Consider the following 15,345-nt stretch of genomic DNA (forward strand, 5'->3'; position numbering starts at 1 on the left):
GCGCGGGCGAGATCGCTGCCTACGCAACAGGAAGCCGGCAGCGGGCGGAGGGCGGTGCGTCAGCAGAAGGCGGGAGGTGTGCCGTGGAGGGAGCGGTGGGTGGCGGCGGGGTCGGTGAAGAAGTTCGGGAGTTGGAGCTCGGGGGAGTAGTAGCGGTGGAAGACCGGGGTCAGGGAGCCGGACATCGGCGGGACGATCCAGGTCCAGTCCGCGGGGCACTGGCGGCCGGCTCGTTCCTCTCGCTCCACGTGGATGAGGAACCTGCGGGACTCGGTGTGGTGATCGGTGATCGTGACGCCGTTCCGGCTGAACGAGTGCAGCACGGCGCGGTTGATCTCGACCAGCGCGCGGTCGCGCCATAACGACGTCTCGTCGGTGGTGTCCAGGCCCATGCGTTCGGCGACCTCGGGGACCATCGCATAGCGATCGGTGTCGCCGAAGTTGCGGGCGCCGATCTCGGTGCCCATGTACCAGCCGTTGAAGGGCGCGGCGGGGTACGAGACACCGCCGATGACGAGGCGGTTGTTGCTGATCACCGGTACGGCGTGCCAGCGCATGCCCAGGTCGGCGAACCACGGCAGCTCGGGGTGTGCCAGCGGGACTTCGTGAACGGCTTCGACCGGAAGCTCGAACATCCGCGGTCCCTCCTCGACGGTCTCCACGACGAGCGGGAGTACGTCGAAGGCGCCCGTGCGGTCGGGCTGCTTCCAGCCGCGCCGGATGAGTTCACTGGTGAAGGCGCGATAGCGAGGATCGCCGAGAACGCGTCCGTCCGGCTGCTCGTATCCGGCGTACCGGATGAGTTGCTCGTTCCAGATCCTGGGCGCGGGGCGGGACGGCGTCTCCGGAGCGAAGACGCTGATCATCGGGCGGATCTTCCCGCCGTTGTGGGCCTCGCGCAGATGGTCGAAGCAGTGCCCGGCGACGCCGCGGGCGTCGGAGACCGTCCTCAGGTCGCGGACCTGCAGACTGCGCCAGTACAGCCGGCCAATGCAGCGGGCGTTGTTGCGCCAGGCGACCCGGGCGCCGAAAGCCAGCTCCTCGGGAGTGTGCCAGTAGGTCCCGGTGAGGTCGATCTCGCGCATCACCGCGGCGAGCCGTGGCCCCATCCAGCCGGCCTTGGGGTTCTCGGCGTGAAAGAGCTCGAGGAACTCCTTGGCTGCCGTCCGAACCAGCTCGGTGTCGCTGCTGCCGGGACCCGGCACCGGCTCGGGCCGGTTGATCGGGTGGGCGGCCCGCGCCCGGATCCGCCCGGGACCCGGCGAGGCCCGCCGGCCGGTCCGCGGAGCTTTGCCCCAGGATCTCTCAGCGGGGTTCATGGGGTACCTGGACGTCGGGTCTGCCAGTCGCCGGAGTTGTCGAAGAACGGATCGTGCTGGGTCAGCGGCTCGCCGGGCACGGGCTTGCTCCCGAGCTGCTCGACCTCGGTCGCGAACGAGTCCACGATCGACTGCATATGCGCCTGTGCCGACTTGGCGTACGAGCGAACCTGCTCGCCGGCCGTGTCCATGGCATCGGCGACGATCCTGCGCTCGTGCGCGCGTGCCTGTCCGATCCGCTCGCGGGCGTCCCGGCTGACGTCCTGGACCATCTCCTCGACCACGAGCTGGGCCTGGCTGAACATCTGGACGACCTGCTCGTTGACGCGGTCACCGGCCTGCTCGTACTGGTCCAGCTCCGCCTGGACCCGCTGCAGCTCCGCCTGTCCGCGCTGGAGCTCGCTCTGGAGACGTTCGTTCCTGGCCCGGGTCTCGCCGAGCTCGCGTTCGGTTTTCTGGACCTGGTCAGCCAGCTGATCGAGGTATCCGTAGACCGTGTCGGCGTCGAGACCCCGCATCCTGCGCCGGAACCTCTCCTCCCGGATCGAGCGGGGTGTCTGATAACGCGGCGAGCCTTGGCGGTGGCTGTTGTGCGTCACGTGTCGTCTCCTGACCTGAGAGTGCCGGCGCCACGGTGTGCTCACCCGCGGCTGCGTAGTAGAAGTGCTCGTACTTGATGTGTTCGGGCTGCATGCCCGCGGCGGCCAGCTGCTCCAGCGTGTGCGCGACCATCTGCGGGCCGCCGCACACCATCGCCGTCCGGCCGTACAGGACCTGGCGGGCCGCGACCGTGCCGACCTTCCCGCGGGTGCCGGGATAGGAGGCGTCGTCGGACACGACCTCGGTGTAGTCGAACCAGGCCCGGTCCTGGGCCAGCGCTTTGAGCCGCGGACGGTCGTACAGATGCCAGGGCAGCCGTACGCCGTGCAGCAGGTGGACCAGCGGTCCGTTGCCGGTGCGGGTCCATTCGTTGTCGACCTGCTCAAGGACGGCCAGGAGCGGAGCGAGGCCGGTGCCGCCGGCGACCATCAGCAGTTCCCGCTGGTCACCGTCCCGCCGGGTCAACCGCTCACCGATCGGTGCGCCGAGCTTCACGGTGTCGCCGGGCTTGAGGCTGCGGACCACGGCCGGGCTCACCTGGCCGCCGTCGATCTGCTGCACGTGCAGATCGATCGAGCCGTCGGCGCGTGGGGCGTTGGCCGGACTGAAGTACCGCCACTGCCGCGGCCGCTGCGGTATCTCCATCGACACCGACTGGCCGGGACGGAACCGGAACACGTGCCGCGGCTGGACCTTCAGCAGGGTGAGGTCCATGGTCCGGCGTTCGACCGAGACCACGTCGGCGTCCCACCAGTCAGGGCTGGTCTCCTCCGACGTCTCGGCCGCCTCGACCATGATCCGCGCGACCACCTGGTACGCCGCTGTCCAGTGTGCGGCGAGGTCCTCGTCCCATTCGGGCCCGAGGAAGTGCTTCAGGGTGGCGCAGAGCGAGGCCCCGACGGCGTTGTAGTGCTCCGCGACGACGGCGTACTTGCGATGATCGCGGCCGAGGTGCTGGAGGAAGTTCGCATCGTTCTCGAGCTGGTCGGCATGACTGACGATCCGGCCGAGTGCGCTGACGAACTTGTCCCGCTGGTTCGACATCGAGAGCGGGAACATCGCCCGCACCTCGGGATGGGACACGAAGATGTGGGAGTAGAAGTACAGCGCTACCTGATCTCCGTACGCCGACACGCGGTCCCAGCTGCTTTGTAATGCGTAGGCATCCATGGGGCTTGACTATCCGGCTCGGAACGGCAGCTCCTCGAAGAAGACGGACATGTGCTCCGGGTCGTCGGCAGGTCGCACCGACGGGTACTGCGTTGACAAGAGTTCCCTCCAACTTTCAATCCCCGAGGCTGTCCACTCTTCGTGATCCTCCCGATCTACCCCCGGGTTCGCGGCTTGAAACGGCGTGTCGGACTGAAACGTCTCGAAAATCTAGAGCTGGGGTCGAGACTCAATCGCTTGATCTACAAGGCGATCCGGAAACCATCCAGTTGCTTATGGCAACTAATGTCGTGGTGCCCTCAGTTAATCGATTGACTCGGTCGGGGGCGGGCTGATCTGCTGGGACGCTGATGCGCCGGAGCGGCCGGTGCGGACCGGGAGGAGGAGAGCCATGTCTGTTCTGTCCTGCAGCTTTGCTCTGAAAGGTTCATCGGTTTGGCTTTCGCACGTTCGTTCAGTTGTGAACACTGCGGCGTAGAGGTCTCCCTCGACGCCCCTGGAACCACCCATCGCAATCACTGCCCGAGTTGCCTGTGGTCGCGTCATCTCGACCGCAACGTGCCGGGTGATCGCAAGGCAGACTGCTCCGGCGGCATGGAGCCGATCGCGGTCACGGTCCGCGGGGAGGGCCGTTGGGTCCTCATCCACAGGTGCACCAACTGCGGGCGCCTTCGGCTCAACAAGACCGCCGGTGACGACAACGTCCTGCTGCTGATGCGGCTCGCGGCGCTGCCGCTCACGATGCCGTTCATCCCGTTCGCCGCCGAGCCGGTGACTGAGCCCGCGCCTCAGGTCAACGGCGCTACTCGCAAGCCGAGGGCCCGCAAGGCGAAGACCTGAGCTCAGCCCGGCAGCCTGCGTTTGACGAGGCCCCAGAGGGTCTGGGGCCAGGTGTAGAGGAACAGCACGCAGAGGCCGACGTACATGGCCACTGTGAACCAGCCCAGCGCCTCGATCCCGCTGTGGTGGCTGATGACGCTCATCCCGGTGACGATCGTCCCCCAGGAGAACGGCGTCGCCCACCACGCCATCGAGAACTTGAGCCCCTTCCCGAAGGCCCAGACGATCATCGCGACGCACAGGGCTGCCCACAGCAGTGTGAATCCCATGATCGGTACGCCGGCGACGATGGACAGGGTCTGGAGCCCGGTGTCGAACGGTGCGGGTAGGCCCGCCTTCGTCGCCTGATCGCCGAGGTTGCCGAGGGCGTTGACGCCCTGCCCGAACGGCGCGATGCCGATGAACAGGATCGGCGTCGCCTGGATCGGGAGCGGACCGTGGACGAAGAGCCGTTGCAGCACGAGCGGCAGGACCACGATCGTCATGATCAGGTCGAGGCCGAACATCGCGTACAGGCAGAGGACGAACAGCTCCTTCCCCTGCCCCGGGTCGAGATGTTGCAGCAGCGGCAGGGCGAAGGCGGCTGACACCATCGTCCCGGTCGGCGGCAGCAGCCAGGCGGGGGACTGGCCGATGATGCTCAGGTCGTGCTTGATGATCATCAGCAGCGTCAGCCCGACCGCACAGACGAGACCCACGACGGTGCCGATCGTCCACAACGTCGCACTCAGGCCGATCGCCAGGCCGTCCGGCAGGAACGTGTGCCCGACGGTGTAGCAGATCAGTCCGGTGGCGAGAAAGGCCAGCGAGATGCACGCGTAGAACGGCGCGACCGTGGGGTCGAGCAGATCGGCCCGGGCCTGATCGGAGTGCGCGTACCAATGGATGCCGCGGGCAACTACCAGTGCGACGAGCTCGACGAAGGCCAGTACGGCGACGACCTGCCAGACCCGCAGCGCGCCGGGGAACTGGTGTGGCAGCGAGATGCCGGCACCCGGAATGATGGCCGTCCCCATGATCGCCGCGTACCAGTTCGGGCCCAGGTGGCGGAACGCCGGCCAGCGCCGGTCGTCGGCACTCATCAGATGTCGATCAGTGCAGCGTCGAGGAGGCGCGTGAGCTGGGACGCTGGCCGACCGGCCTTGGCCAGCACGTTGGTCCCGATCACCACCGCCAGGAGGGCGCTCGCGGCGTCAACCGGATCACGACCGGGGATCAGTTCGCCGCGGGCCTGACCGCGCTCGATGGAGGCCCGGAACGCGTCCTGGACCAGGTCGAACATTTCCTTCGAGACGTCCGCGACGGCTTCGTCCGAGCTGCCCAGCTCGGCGACCGAGTTGACGATCAGACAACCCAGCTGATGCTCACCGACGCCGGCCAGGTTCCGCATCGCGGTCCGCAGCTTGGGGCGCTCGGCCCCCGGCCCGTCGAGAGCCTCCGCCAGCTCGGCGGCGCGATGGGCGCAGTACCGTCGCATGGCCAGCTGGAACAGGTGGTGCTTGCTCCTGAACGTGTTGTAGAGGCTGCCTTTGCCGATGCCGAGCTCGTCGACCAGGTTCTGCGGTGTGGTCGCGCCGAAGCCGCGCTGCCAGAAAACCTCCACCGCTCTCTCGATGGTCTCCTCGGCGTCGAACGTCATGGGTCTCGCCACAGCCTCATCCTAAGGTTCTGTACCCTGAAGTCAAGAATTCGGACCCGGAGGACAAACAGAGTGCGGATCGGTTCACATGTTGCCGTCGCCGGCGGCCTGGTCAAGGTCGGGTTGGGGGAGGCTGCGGCGGTCGGCGCCGAGATCATCCAGCTGTTCGCCGGCAATCCACGCAGCTGGACACCGGCGGCGGTCGATCCGGCGGTCGACGAGGCGTTCCGTACGGCGTGCGCCGAGCGGGACCTGCCAGTCGTCGTCCACGCCCCGCACCTGATCAATCTGTGCTCGCCCTCCGACCTGGTGCTGAGCCGCTCAACGGCCGCCCTCGAATTCACCATGCAGCGAGCCGCATCGCTCGGCGCGTCCGCGGTTGTCGTTCATGCCGGCTCGCTGGTCACCACGGGTCGCCGTGCAGAGGTACTCCGTGGCCTGCGCGATCTCGTCGTACCGATCGCCCACCGGTGGCACGACGTACGGCTGCTGATCGAGCCGACGGCAGGAGCCGGCGAGGCGGCCGCGTCGACCATCGACAGCAGCATGGAGTACCTCGACGCTCTGGCGGACCCGGAGATCGGGCTGTGTCTGGACACGTGCCATTTGCACGCAGCCGGCGAGGAGCTGATCGCCATCAAGCAGGTGGCAGACCGGGTCGGGCTGATTCATGTGAACGACAGCCGCGATCCCGCCGGTTCACGCCGCGACCGGCACGAGTCGCTCGGCTGCGGCACGATCGGACTGGCCGCGCTGGAGACGGTGCTGTCGGCCGTGCCGGGCATTCCGCTGCTCGTGGAGACGCCGACGCATGGGCGTGACGTCGCCGTACTCAAGGACATGCGTGCGGCGGCCCAGCTGTCTGTCGTACCGTGAAGCATGCCGTGGTTCCCGGAGTTCTCCACTGCGATCGAGCTGGCGCGTCGTGATGCCCGGGCGCGAGAGCAGGCGGATCCGGTCGCGCAGTACCTGAAGGCGCTGTACGACGATGCGCCGGGCGCGCTGGAGAAGACGTGGCCAGGCGACGTGGTTGTGCATGACCCGCGGGCCGGGGAGATTCGCGGGCATCGCGACTTGCGGGCGTTCATCCACAGCAACCGCGAGTGGATGGCCGCGCACCACGCCCGGCTGAAGGTGGTCGGCTCGATCACGGTCGGTGGGCGCGCGGCGGTCGAGCTGCTCGTCCACGTCCTGCATGAGGGCGACGAGGTGGCGTGGCCGGTAGCTGTGGTCGCCGAGTCGTGGGACGAGCGGTCCGTCGAGTTCCGCACGTACTGCAGCCAGTGGCCGGTCGACGGATTGCGCCACCTGCGGCCGGCTTTCCTGGAGGCTGGGGCCGTCGAGACCACGGACGTCGTGGCGCGCCACCTGGATGCGCTGGGCGCGGGCGATGTCGAGTCGGTCGTCAAGACGTTCCAGCCGGACGGCTACGTGCAGGAGCCGCTGGACAACGTCCACCGCGGCGTGGACGGACTCCGCGCGTTCTACGCCGGCGCCGGCGGAACCGCAGTACAGCCTTGTGCTGTCACCGATGACGGCGTCGGCTGCGCGCTGGAATACAACGTCGACGGACCGCCTCAGGCAGGTCTGGCCGTCTTCGAACGCGGCACGGACGGCCTCCTCGCAGCGGTGCGCCTGTACGACGACATCACGCGTTAGGCCGCTTGTTCCACCCGTGGAAGGCGCTGTGGTCGCCGCTGTCCCACGCCTCGCGCAGCCCTGGCTTGCTGAGATCCCAGTCCGGACGTACTTCGCTGCTCGCTGCCCGGAGGTCCTGCCACAGCTCGGAGATCGTCGGACGTCCCCAGAACCAGTAGCCGTTGTAGATGCTGTGCACCACCAGCCCGGGCTTGAGCACGAGCGTGTACGGGATCATCGGGTCGTTGTCCGGATCGGTGTACTCCTGGATATCGAGATCCCGCTGCACGATCCGCCCCGGATCGGACAGGAACGGCCACTGCGCGCCGACCGAGGCCCGGAACTCCTGCAGCGTGTGGTGCTCGTCGGTCGCGATCGTCACGATCTGCGTGTAGCTGACCGCGATCTTCGGGTAGAAGGCCGCAAGCTCGAGATGCTGCTGGTGCTCCTTGGGACAGTAGTGCCCGCGCGCGAGAGTGAGGATCATCGGATCCTCACCCTGGAGATCGCTCAGCTTCCGCGGTACGTCCTCCTGGTCGGGCAGCTCGTAGTCGGGGAACACGGCGCCGGGCACGATGTCAGCTCGCATGCTCGTCACTGTAGACCTGGGCCGTGCCGACGCGGTGGCCGTCGACCGACTGGTGCGGAGTCCTCGGACCCTGGTGGATGAGACCAGGGAGTGACCCGGGTCCGGTGGACCGGTGGCGGGGAGCATCGTCGGTGCGGAACGCATCCGGGAGGAGAAGACCTATGTGTTTCGCTCACTCGGCAACCGCCAGCGACGCCGTGCACGTTCAGGCAGGGGTCGGTCCCGAGGCCGCCGCCAGCTTCGCCCAGTTGGCCGGCGAGGGCGGCCTCGGCACGGTTGACGTTGCCGGATCGGGTACGCCGGAGACCGTCGCCGCTCCGCGCGGGGATCGGGTCCTGGACGGCTACGGGCAGGTCCTGCACAACCGCTGGAACCGCGACCTGGAGCCGGCCGTCACCGTCCGCCCCGGCGAGGAGATCCAGCTGCTGTGCCGCGATGCGCTGGACATCGGCGATCAGGCGCAGACCTTGACGCCGGACGGATCGCTGACGCTCGACCTCGGCCGGATCCATCCGCTCACCGGCCCGGTGCACATCGAGGGCGCCGAGCCGGGAGACATCCTCGAGGTCGAGGTGCTCGACGTCAGCCCGCTGGTCGACTTCGGCTACACGACGGTCAGTCCCGCTCTGGGTCTGTTCGGAACCCTCCGTCCGGATGTGCTCGGCGTGTTCGCCCCGTGGATCGAGGCGGCACAGCTGAGCGATCCGAGTCCCGGGCGGGTACCGTCGGCGATCCCTGAGAACCAGCCGTTCGGCACCGGAGCGGCGTACGTCCAGCTCTACCGGTTCGAACGCGGGCAGTCGTCCGGCTACGCCACGTTCGTCGGCTCCGACAGCGGGAAGCGTGCGCAGATCCCGATCGCGCCGTTCCTGGGGATCATGGGCAACGCGCCGATGCGCAAGGGTATGTACCGGACGTTCCCGCCCAGCTTCAGCGGCGGGATGGGCGGCAACATCGACGTACGCCAGATCACCACCGGCTCCCGGCTGCAGCTTCCGGTGTACGCCGAAGGCGCTCTGTTCTCGGCCGGCGACGGGCACATGGCGCAAGGCGACGGCGAGATCTCCGGGACTGCCATCGAGACGCTGATGTCGGCGACGCTGCGGTTCCAGGTCATCAAGAACACCGTGATCAGCGCACCGCGGGCGATCGTTCCCGCCGCGGACCCGACCCAGCGGGCGATGTCCGCCGAGATGGCCGCACAGGGGTACTACGTCACCACCGGCGCCGGTCCGGACCTGATGGAGGACGTGAAGAACGCCGTCCGCGACATGATCGACTGGCTGGTCACCGACCAGGGCGTGAGCATGCATGAGGCGTATGCACTGTGCAGCGTCGCCGGCGACCTGAAGATCAGCGAGCTGGTCGACCTCCCGAACTGGCTGGTCTCGATGACCGTGCCGCGCGGAATCTTCGAAGAAGCCGCGTGATGACGGTCGCCGACCTGCTGGTGGCTACGCTCAAAGCGTCCGGTGTCCGGCGCGTCTACGGTCTGCCGGGTGACTCGCTCAACGGCCTCACGGACGCGCTGCGTCGTGACGGCGGACTGAGTTGGCAGCATGTCCGTCACGAGGAGGCGGCCGCACTGGCGGCGGCGGGAGAAGCCGCGACGACCGGCGAGCTGGCAGTGTGCGCGGCGAGCTGCGGGCCGGGCAACCTGCATCTGATCAACGGTCTCTTCGAGGCGCAGCGCAGCCGGGTGCCGGTGCTCGCTGTCGCCGCGCACATCCCGTTGGCGGAGGTCGGGAGCGGGTACTTCCAGGAGACCCATCCGCAGGAATTGTTCCGCGAATGCAGCGTGTACGCCGAGATGGTCAGCGCCGCCGAGCAGTTCCCGCGGATCCTCCGGGTGGCGATGCGTACGGCGGTCGAGCGGCGCGGCGTCGCGGTCGTCGTCGTACCCGGGGAGGTGTTCAAGGCGGCAGCGCCTGAAGACGCGGTACACGGCGTACGGGCCGCGTCCGCGCGGGTGCTGCCCGCCGACGCGGATCTGGTGGCCGCGGCCCAGGTGCTGAACTCGGCCGGCGCGGTCACGATCCTGGCCGGGGCCGGGTGCCAGGGCGCGCACGGCGAGGTCGTCGCGATCGCCGAGCGGTTGAAGGCTCCGGTCGTGCATGCCCTCCGCGGCAAGGAGTTCGTCGAGTACGACAATCCGTACGACGTGGGGATGACCGGTCTGCTCGGCTTCGTATCCGGCTATCGCGCGATGGAACACTGCGATGCGTTGCTGATGCTCGGCACCGACTTCCCGTACCGGCCGTTCTTCCCCGAGAACGCCCGGATCGTGCAGGTCGACGTCCGCGGCGAGCAGATCGGCCGCCGGGTGCCGGTCGACGTGCCGCTGGTCGGGACGGTGAAGGACACGGTCGAGGCCCTTCTTCCGCATCTCGCGGCACGGGCGGATCTGAAGCATCTCGAGACGATGACCGCGCACTACCAACGGACTCGTCGCCGGTTCGACAAGCTGGCCGAGCCCGGGCGGCGCAGGGGTCCGCTGCATCCCGAGACGGTCGCGGCGGCGGTCGATCGACTGGCCGACGACGACGCTGTACTCATCCCTGATGTGGGTACGCCGACGCTGTGGGCCGCGCGGTACTTCCGGATGAACGGCCGACGGCGACTGATCGGCTCCTTCACTCACGGCACGATGGCCAACGCCCTGCCGCAGGCTCTCGGTGTGCAGTCCGCCTTCCCGGATCGTCAGGTCGTTGCCTTCTCCGGCGACGGCGGGCTGGCGATGCTGATGGGGGAGCTCCTGACACTGCGTCAGCTCAATCTCCCGGTGAAGATCGTGATGCTCGACAACGGTGCGCTCAGTTTCGTCGAGCTGGAGATGAAGGCCGACGGCATCGTGAACTACGGCACGGACCTCGACAACCCGGATTTCGCCGCGGTGGCGCGGGCCGTCGGCCTGCACGGCATCCGGGTCGACAACGCGAGGGACCTGGACGGCGCGTTGAAGGACGCGTTCTCGCATCGCGGGCCGGCGCTGGTCGACGTACGGACGTTGCGGCACGAGGTCGCCATCCCGCCGAAGATCGCGTTGAACCAGGCCGCGGGCTTCACCCTGTGGGCAACCCGGAGCGTCCTGAACGGCGACTCCAGCGCGGTCCTCGAGGTCGCCCGGACGAACGCTAGGCAACTCGCGCGCGAGTGACTCAGGCCTGGTCGGCGGGCAGAGCCACGGTGACGTGGAGGCCGCCGCCCAGGCGGGCCATCAGGGTGAGCGTGCCGTTGTGGGCCTCGGTGATGCTTTTGACGATCGCCAGGCCCAGGCCGACGCCCGGCTGATGGGTGCGGGCGCCGCGCTGGAACGGTTCGGTCAGGGTGGAGACCAGTTGCCGGCTGAGGACCTCGCCGGTGTTCTCGACGGTCAGTACGACGCTGTCGAAGCGTGCCGCGGTGGTGACGGAGATCGTGCCGTGCTCGGGCAGGTTGTGGACGATCGCGTTGTGGATGAGGTTCGTCGCGAGTTGGAGCAGGAGCGTGTGGGAGCCGTTGGTCGGCGTGAGCTCGCCGGCGGTCTCGATGGTGATGCCGCGCTTCTCCGCGAAAGGGAGCAGGGTTTCGGTGGCCTCTTCGACGATGAGCGAAAGGTCGACGCGTTCCTGGGTGAAGGACCGTTGATCGGCACGGCTGAGCAGCAGGAGCGCTTCGGTCAGGTTGATCGCCCGGGTGTTGATGGCGCGCAGGCGTTCGTCGAGGTCGCCGCTGTCGCGGTTCGGGTCGTTGATGGCGACGTCGAGGAGTGTCTGCGTGATCGCGAGCGGCGTACGCAGTTCGTGGGAGGCGTTGGCGGCGAATCGCTTCTGTTCGGCGACGTGGGCCTCGAGCTGCGCGAGCATCCGGTCGAAACCGTCGGCGAGTTCCCGGAACTCGTCGGTCGGTCCTTCGAGCTCGATCCGATGCGACAGCGATCCGTTCTCGGCAAGCCGGGTGGCGTTGGTGATGCGGGTCAGCGGCGCGAGCATCCGGCCCGAGAGGATCCACCCGCCCAGCAGGCCGAAGATCAACAGCAGCATGAACACCGCGGCGGCCCGCGGCGCGAACACGTCCAGCAGACGCGACCGGACCGGGAAGACATCGCTGCCGGCCGTCCCGTTGGGCACCGTCAGTACCGCTTGCTCGGGGACGTAGCGCAGGAGGAACAGCCACACCGCCGCGAGCAGCAAGGTGCCCGCGAGCATGAGGAAGGCGGCGTAGCTGAGGGTGAGCTTGAGGCGGACGCTCAACCCGGGCTGCCTACGCATGACCTGCTTCCCCAGTGAGCACACACATACCCACGACGCTACCGGGCGGCGCATATCGTTCGCATATCCAAAACCACATACATTGCGACAACACCAGGCAGGCTTCACTGGAAGACCGGAGCAGACGGAGGTAGTGCGATCATCAGAGGCTGGCACGGTTGGCTCGGTACGCTCACGGGCGTTTCTGTCCTAACGGTGCTCGCGCTGCCAGTGGCCGCGCTGCTCGTGTGCATGCTCGCACGCCGCCGAGGTACGTGGCGCACAGCGCTGGCCGACGTCGGCATCGTCTACGGCACGGTGCCGTGGGTGTGGATGACCCTGTTGCCGGGCAGCCGCGCCGGCGTCGCTCCTGCCCGCGTCAGCCTCGTTCCGCTGCACGATCTGCTCACGATGCCGGCCGACCAGATCATCGGCAATCTGTTGGTGTTCGCAGCGCTCGGCTTCCTCGCGCCGCTGCGGTTCGCGGCCCTGGCGTCCGTACCGCGGATCCTGGCGCTCGCGGCGGGCTGTTCGATTCTGATCGAGGTCTCGCAGTACGCGTTTCGGTTGGACCGGGTGTCCTCGGTGGACGACGTACTGCTCAACACCGCCGGCGCCGGGCTGGCCGCGGTCGCATCGCGCCGCTGGTGGCTGGTCAGGGCTGAGGAGCCGGAAGCCGCACAGTCTGTCCGGAGCTGATCGACTCCTCGATCGCGCAGATGAGTTCCGTGACCAGTACGCCGTGATCGATCCCCGGCCCGAGGTCGCCGCCGTCGACGAGCCCTGCCGCGAAGTCCTGGACCATCCACACCGCCGGACCGACCTGGGACCGGCCGATCCGACCGGCGACGGGCCAGGTCGACCGGTACTTGTCGCTGACCACGGTCAAGCCCTGGTGCGACAGGTCTGCCGTCACCGATCCCTCGGTGCCGACCACCTGGAACCGGAAGTCGACGATCCCGTCACCGGCGTCCGGCAGCGTCCACGCCGACGAGAGCGTCGCAGTCGATCCGTCCTCGAAGCTGACCAGCGCGTGGACGACGTCCCACGTGTCGATACCGCGCTTGGCCAGCACACCACGAGATCCGACCGCGGTCACCGACACGGCCCGACGGCCGGTGAGGTAGAGGATGAGGTCGACGGTGTGCGGCATGAGGAACCACGCCGGCGACGACTTCGCGGCCCACGACAGCATGGTGGTCGGCACGAAGTACGAGTTGCTCAGGGTGGCCGTTGCCGTGATCGGATCGCCGACGGAATCCATCGCGGCCTTGGCCTGCACCACGTGCGGATTCCACCGGTTCTCGAAGCCGACCAGGCATCGCACGCCCGAGCGATGAACCGCCGCCGCGATGGCCTGAGCGTCGTCGAGATTCGTGGCGACCGGCTTCTCGATCAGCAGATGCTTACCGGCCTCGGCCACATCGACAGCAACCTCGCGATGGGCGAAATCCGGCGTCGCGACGATCACGGCTTCCGGGTCGAGGCTCTCGAGCAACTCGGCGTGTGACGAGACGACGGGCAGGCCCGTGGCCGCCCGCGCCTGGGAGGCCACCTCTTCCGAGGGCTCTGCCAGACCGACGACAGTGACGTCCGGCTGGTTATGGAGTGCCTCGGCGAACAGCCTCCCGCGGAGCCCGGCGCCGACGATGCCTATGGTGACCATCAGAACAGTGTGAAGCCGCCGTCGACCTTGACGATAGAGCCGGTCATGAAACTGGACGCCTCGCTCGCCAGGAAGATTGCCACCGGCCCCAACTCCGGCGGCAGCCCGTAGCGCTTCATCGCCGCCGGATCGACGCACCACTGTTTGAACTCGGGCTGGTCGACCGGCGACATCTCGGTCAGGAAGTACCCCGGCGCCATCGCGTTCACGCGGATCCCGTGCGGCGCCCACTCGGCCGCCAGCGCCTTGGTCAGCTGATGTACGGCGGCCTTCGACGAGAGGTACGACGCCTGCCAGCGCGGCTGGTTCACGATCTCCGCCGACATCGACCCGACGTTCACGATCGTGCCGCCGCCGCGCTCGGCCATCCGGCGGGCGACCGCACGACTGCAGTACCACAGGCCGTCGACGTTGACCGAGAACACTTCGTGCCACGCGGTATCGGGTGTCTCGAACGCGCGACCGGCGACTCCGATCCCCGCGTTGTTGAGCAACACGTCGATCTCGCCGAACTCGCTGCTCACCTGCTCCACCGCGCGCTCCACGTCCTCGACGTCGGACACCTCGAGCTGGACGCCGTACGCGCGGATGCCGAGCGCGGTGAGCTCCGCCGCGGAGGCTTCGGCCGCGGCGAGCGTCCGCGCGGTGACCGCGACCGCGGCACCGGCATCCCCGAGCGCCTCGGCCATCGCGCGTCCCAGCCCCCGGCTGCCACCGGTGACGAGAGCGACCTTGCCCTCGAGAGAGAACTTCTGCATCGCGTTCATGGTGGCCCTTCTGTGGTTGGCCGGAGCGGAGCCAGGCCGGAGGAGAGGAGGGTGGTGTCAGCGCGGAGTGAGGAGGCAGAACTCGTTGCCCTCCGGGTCGGCCAGGACTGTCCACGGGACATCGCCCTGACCGATGTCGAGCCTGGTGGCACCCAGCGACTCCAGTCGGGCAACCTCTACCGCAGGGTCGTCGCCGGGGTACGGGCGGAGGTCGAGGTGGATGCGGTCGAGCCCGGTCTTCGGGTCGGGGGAGCGAAGGAACTCGAGGTACGGGCCGACGCCCTTGGATGAGCGCAGCGAGGCGGCGTCGTCGGTCTCCTCGTGCAGGGTCCAGTCCATCGCCTCGCTCCAGAACCGGGCCATGGCGTGCGGATCCACACAGTCGACCACGATCGCGGCGATCGGCCTGGTGTCGCTGTAGATCGGCCGCGGCTCGAGTACGCAGAACTCGTTGCCCTCGGGATCGGCGAGGACCGTCCACGGCACGTCACCCTGGCCGATGTCGGCGGGGGTTGCGCCGAGCTCCTGGAGGCGCGCGACGAGGTCTGCCTGGTGAGTCGCGGAGGTGGTGGCCAGGTCGAGGTGCACGCGATTCTTGGCCGGCTTGGGCTCCGCGCCTGGGATGAGGTCGACGCACACGGCGCTCGGGTCCGGGTAGGTGACACCCTCAGGCTCGAGGTTGGTCTCTTCGGGTTTGTCGCCGGTGACCTGCCAACCGAGGGCCTCCGCCCAGAACCGCCCGAGCGCGGAGTTGTCCCGAGCCTTGATCACCGCCTGCACGAGTCGCGTCGCCATACCGGGATCTTATGTCTCACGGCGAGTGGTATTTGAGAAGGCCGATCAACACCAGACTGGCAACCACGATCACTACGAGCATTGCCGCTCGGG

Annotated in this window: 16 protein-coding genes; 6 read left to right on the forward strand and 10 right to left on the reverse strand. The window is 68.1% G+C overall.

What is annotated here, in order from left to right; genetic code table 11:
• Positions 1–59: 59 nt before the first annotated feature.
• The 3 genes from AB0J62_RS24265 to AB0J62_RS24275 are packed head-to-tail and all read right to left on the reverse strand — an operon-like array spanning position 60 to position 3,089.
• Positions 60–1,319 (reverse strand): nitric oxide synthase oxygenase, encoded by a 1,260-nt coding sequence (locus AB0J62_RS24265; protein WP_363875237.1) that lies wholly within the window; start codon positions 1,317–1,319, stop codon positions 60–62.
• A complete protein-coding gene (locus AB0J62_RS24270) occupies positions 1,316–1,837 on the reverse strand; it encodes a hypothetical protein (protein WP_363875239.1) in 522 nt (173 codons plus the stop codon). Before AB0J62_RS24270 ends, AB0J62_RS24265 begins: the two co-directional genes overlap by 4 nt.
• The gene (locus tag AB0J62_RS24275) at positions 1,785–3,089 is read right to left on the reverse strand and encodes a globin domain-containing protein (RefSeq protein WP_363875242.1); all 1,305 of its coding nucleotides are present in this window, start codon (positions 3,087–3,089) and stop codon (positions 1,785–1,787) included. The genes AB0J62_RS24270 and AB0J62_RS24275 overlap by 53 nt, the downstream gene beginning before the upstream one ends.
• Before the next feature lie 435 nt (positions 3,090–3,524).
• Between AB0J62_RS24275 and AB0J62_RS24280 the strand changes: the two genes are divergently transcribed.
• Complete coding sequence (locus AB0J62_RS24280; RefSeq protein ID WP_363875245.1) at positions 3,525–3,929, forward strand: RNHCP domain-containing protein; 405 nt, start codon at positions 3,525–3,527, stop codon at positions 3,927–3,929.
• Between the two features lie 2 nt (positions 3,930–3,931).
• On the opposite strand, the gene AB0J62_RS24285 is transcribed toward AB0J62_RS24280, so the two are convergent.
• Both AB0J62_RS24285 and AB0J62_RS24290 read right to left on the reverse strand, forming a co-directional pair.
• Positions 3,932–5,011, reverse strand: a complete 1,080-nt coding sequence (locus AB0J62_RS24285) for a hypothetical protein (protein WP_363875248.1) — start codon at positions 5,009–5,011, stop codon at positions 3,932–3,934.
• On the reverse strand, positions 5,011–5,580 hold the full coding sequence (locus tag AB0J62_RS24290) for a TetR/AcrR family transcriptional regulator (protein WP_363875251.1): 570 nt from the start codon (positions 5,578–5,580) through the stop codon (positions 5,011–5,013). The genes AB0J62_RS24285 and AB0J62_RS24290 overlap by 1 nt, the downstream gene beginning before the upstream one ends.
• Before the next feature lie 60 nt (positions 5,581–5,640).
• On the opposite strand from AB0J62_RS24290, the gene AB0J62_RS24295 reads away from it, so the two are divergent.
• Together AB0J62_RS24295 and AB0J62_RS24300 are read left to right on the forward strand one after the other, a co-directional pair.
• The gene (locus AB0J62_RS24295) at positions 5,641–6,444 is read left to right on the forward strand and encodes a deoxyribonuclease IV (RefSeq protein WP_363875254.1); all 804 of its coding nucleotides are present in this window, start codon (positions 5,641–5,643) and stop codon (positions 6,442–6,444) included.
• Between the two features lie 3 nt (positions 6,445–6,447).
• Positions 6,448–7,227 carry a nuclear transport factor 2 family protein gene (locus AB0J62_RS24300; protein ID WP_363875257.1) on the forward strand — a complete coding sequence of 260 codons (780 nt, stop codon included), beginning with the start codon at positions 6,448–6,450 and terminating at the stop codon, positions 7,225–7,227.
• On the opposite strand, the gene AB0J62_RS24305 is transcribed toward AB0J62_RS24300, so the two are convergent.
• Positions 7,217–7,795, reverse strand: coding sequence for a redoxin domain-containing protein (locus AB0J62_RS24305; protein WP_363875260.1), 579 nt, complete (start codon positions 7,793–7,795; stop codon positions 7,217–7,219). The genes AB0J62_RS24300 and AB0J62_RS24305 overlap by 11 nt on opposite strands.
• A 161-nt stretch (positions 7,796–7,956) precedes the next feature.
• On the opposite strand from AB0J62_RS24305, the gene AB0J62_RS24310 reads away from it, so the two are divergent.
• Positions 7,957–9,225, forward strand: coding sequence for an acetamidase/formamidase family protein (locus tag AB0J62_RS24310; protein WP_363875263.1), 1,269 nt, complete (start codon positions 7,957–7,959; stop codon positions 9,223–9,225).
• Complete coding sequence (gene poxB, locus AB0J62_RS24315) at positions 9,225–10,952, forward strand: ubiquinone-dependent pyruvate dehydrogenase (protein WP_363875266.1); 1,728 nt, start codon at positions 9,225–9,227, stop codon at positions 10,950–10,952. Before AB0J62_RS24310 ends, poxB begins: the two co-directional genes overlap by 1 nt.
• A 1-nt stretch (position 10,953) precedes the next feature.
• On the opposite strand, the gene AB0J62_RS24320 is transcribed toward poxB, so the two are convergent.
• Complete coding sequence (locus AB0J62_RS24320; RefSeq protein ID WP_363875269.1) at positions 10,954–12,045, reverse strand: HAMP domain-containing sensor histidine kinase; 1,092 nt, start codon at positions 12,043–12,045, stop codon at positions 10,954–10,956.
• Positions 12,046–12,240: 195 nt separating this feature from the next.
• Between AB0J62_RS24320 and AB0J62_RS24325 the strand changes: the two genes are divergently transcribed.
• Positions 12,241–12,723: a VanZ family protein gene (locus AB0J62_RS24325; RefSeq protein ID WP_363875273.1), complete on the forward strand. Its 483-nt coding sequence runs from the start codon at positions 12,241–12,243 to the stop codon at positions 12,721–12,723.
• Here AB0J62_RS24325 and AB0J62_RS24330 read toward each other — a convergent pair.
• The 3 genes from AB0J62_RS24330 to AB0J62_RS24340 all read right to left on the reverse strand — a co-directional run bounded on the left by AB0J62_RS24330 (position 12,680) and on the right by AB0J62_RS24340 (position 15,252).
• Positions 12,680–13,690 (reverse strand): Gfo/Idh/MocA family oxidoreductase, encoded by a 1,011-nt coding sequence (locus AB0J62_RS24330; RefSeq protein ID WP_363875277.1) that lies wholly within the window; start codon positions 13,688–13,690, stop codon positions 12,680–12,682. The genes AB0J62_RS24325 and AB0J62_RS24330 overlap by 44 nt on opposite strands.
• Positions 13,690–14,448 (reverse strand): SDR family oxidoreductase, encoded by a 759-nt coding sequence (locus AB0J62_RS24335; protein ID WP_242000810.1) that lies wholly within the window; start codon positions 14,446–14,448, stop codon positions 13,690–13,692. The genes AB0J62_RS24330 and AB0J62_RS24335 overlap by 1 nt, the downstream gene beginning before the upstream one ends.
• A gap of 66 nt (positions 14,449–14,514) precedes the next feature.
• Positions 14,515–15,252, reverse strand: a complete 738-nt coding sequence (locus AB0J62_RS24340) for a VOC family protein (protein WP_363875281.1) — start codon at positions 15,250–15,252, stop codon at positions 14,515–14,517.
• Between the last annotated feature and the right edge of the window lie 93 nt (positions 15,253–15,345).

The organism is Kribbella sp. NPDC049584, from assembly GCF_040675555.1.
In the GTDB taxonomy this organism is placed as follows: domain Bacteria; phylum Actinomycetota; class Actinomycetes; order Propionibacteriales; family Kribbellaceae; genus Kribbella.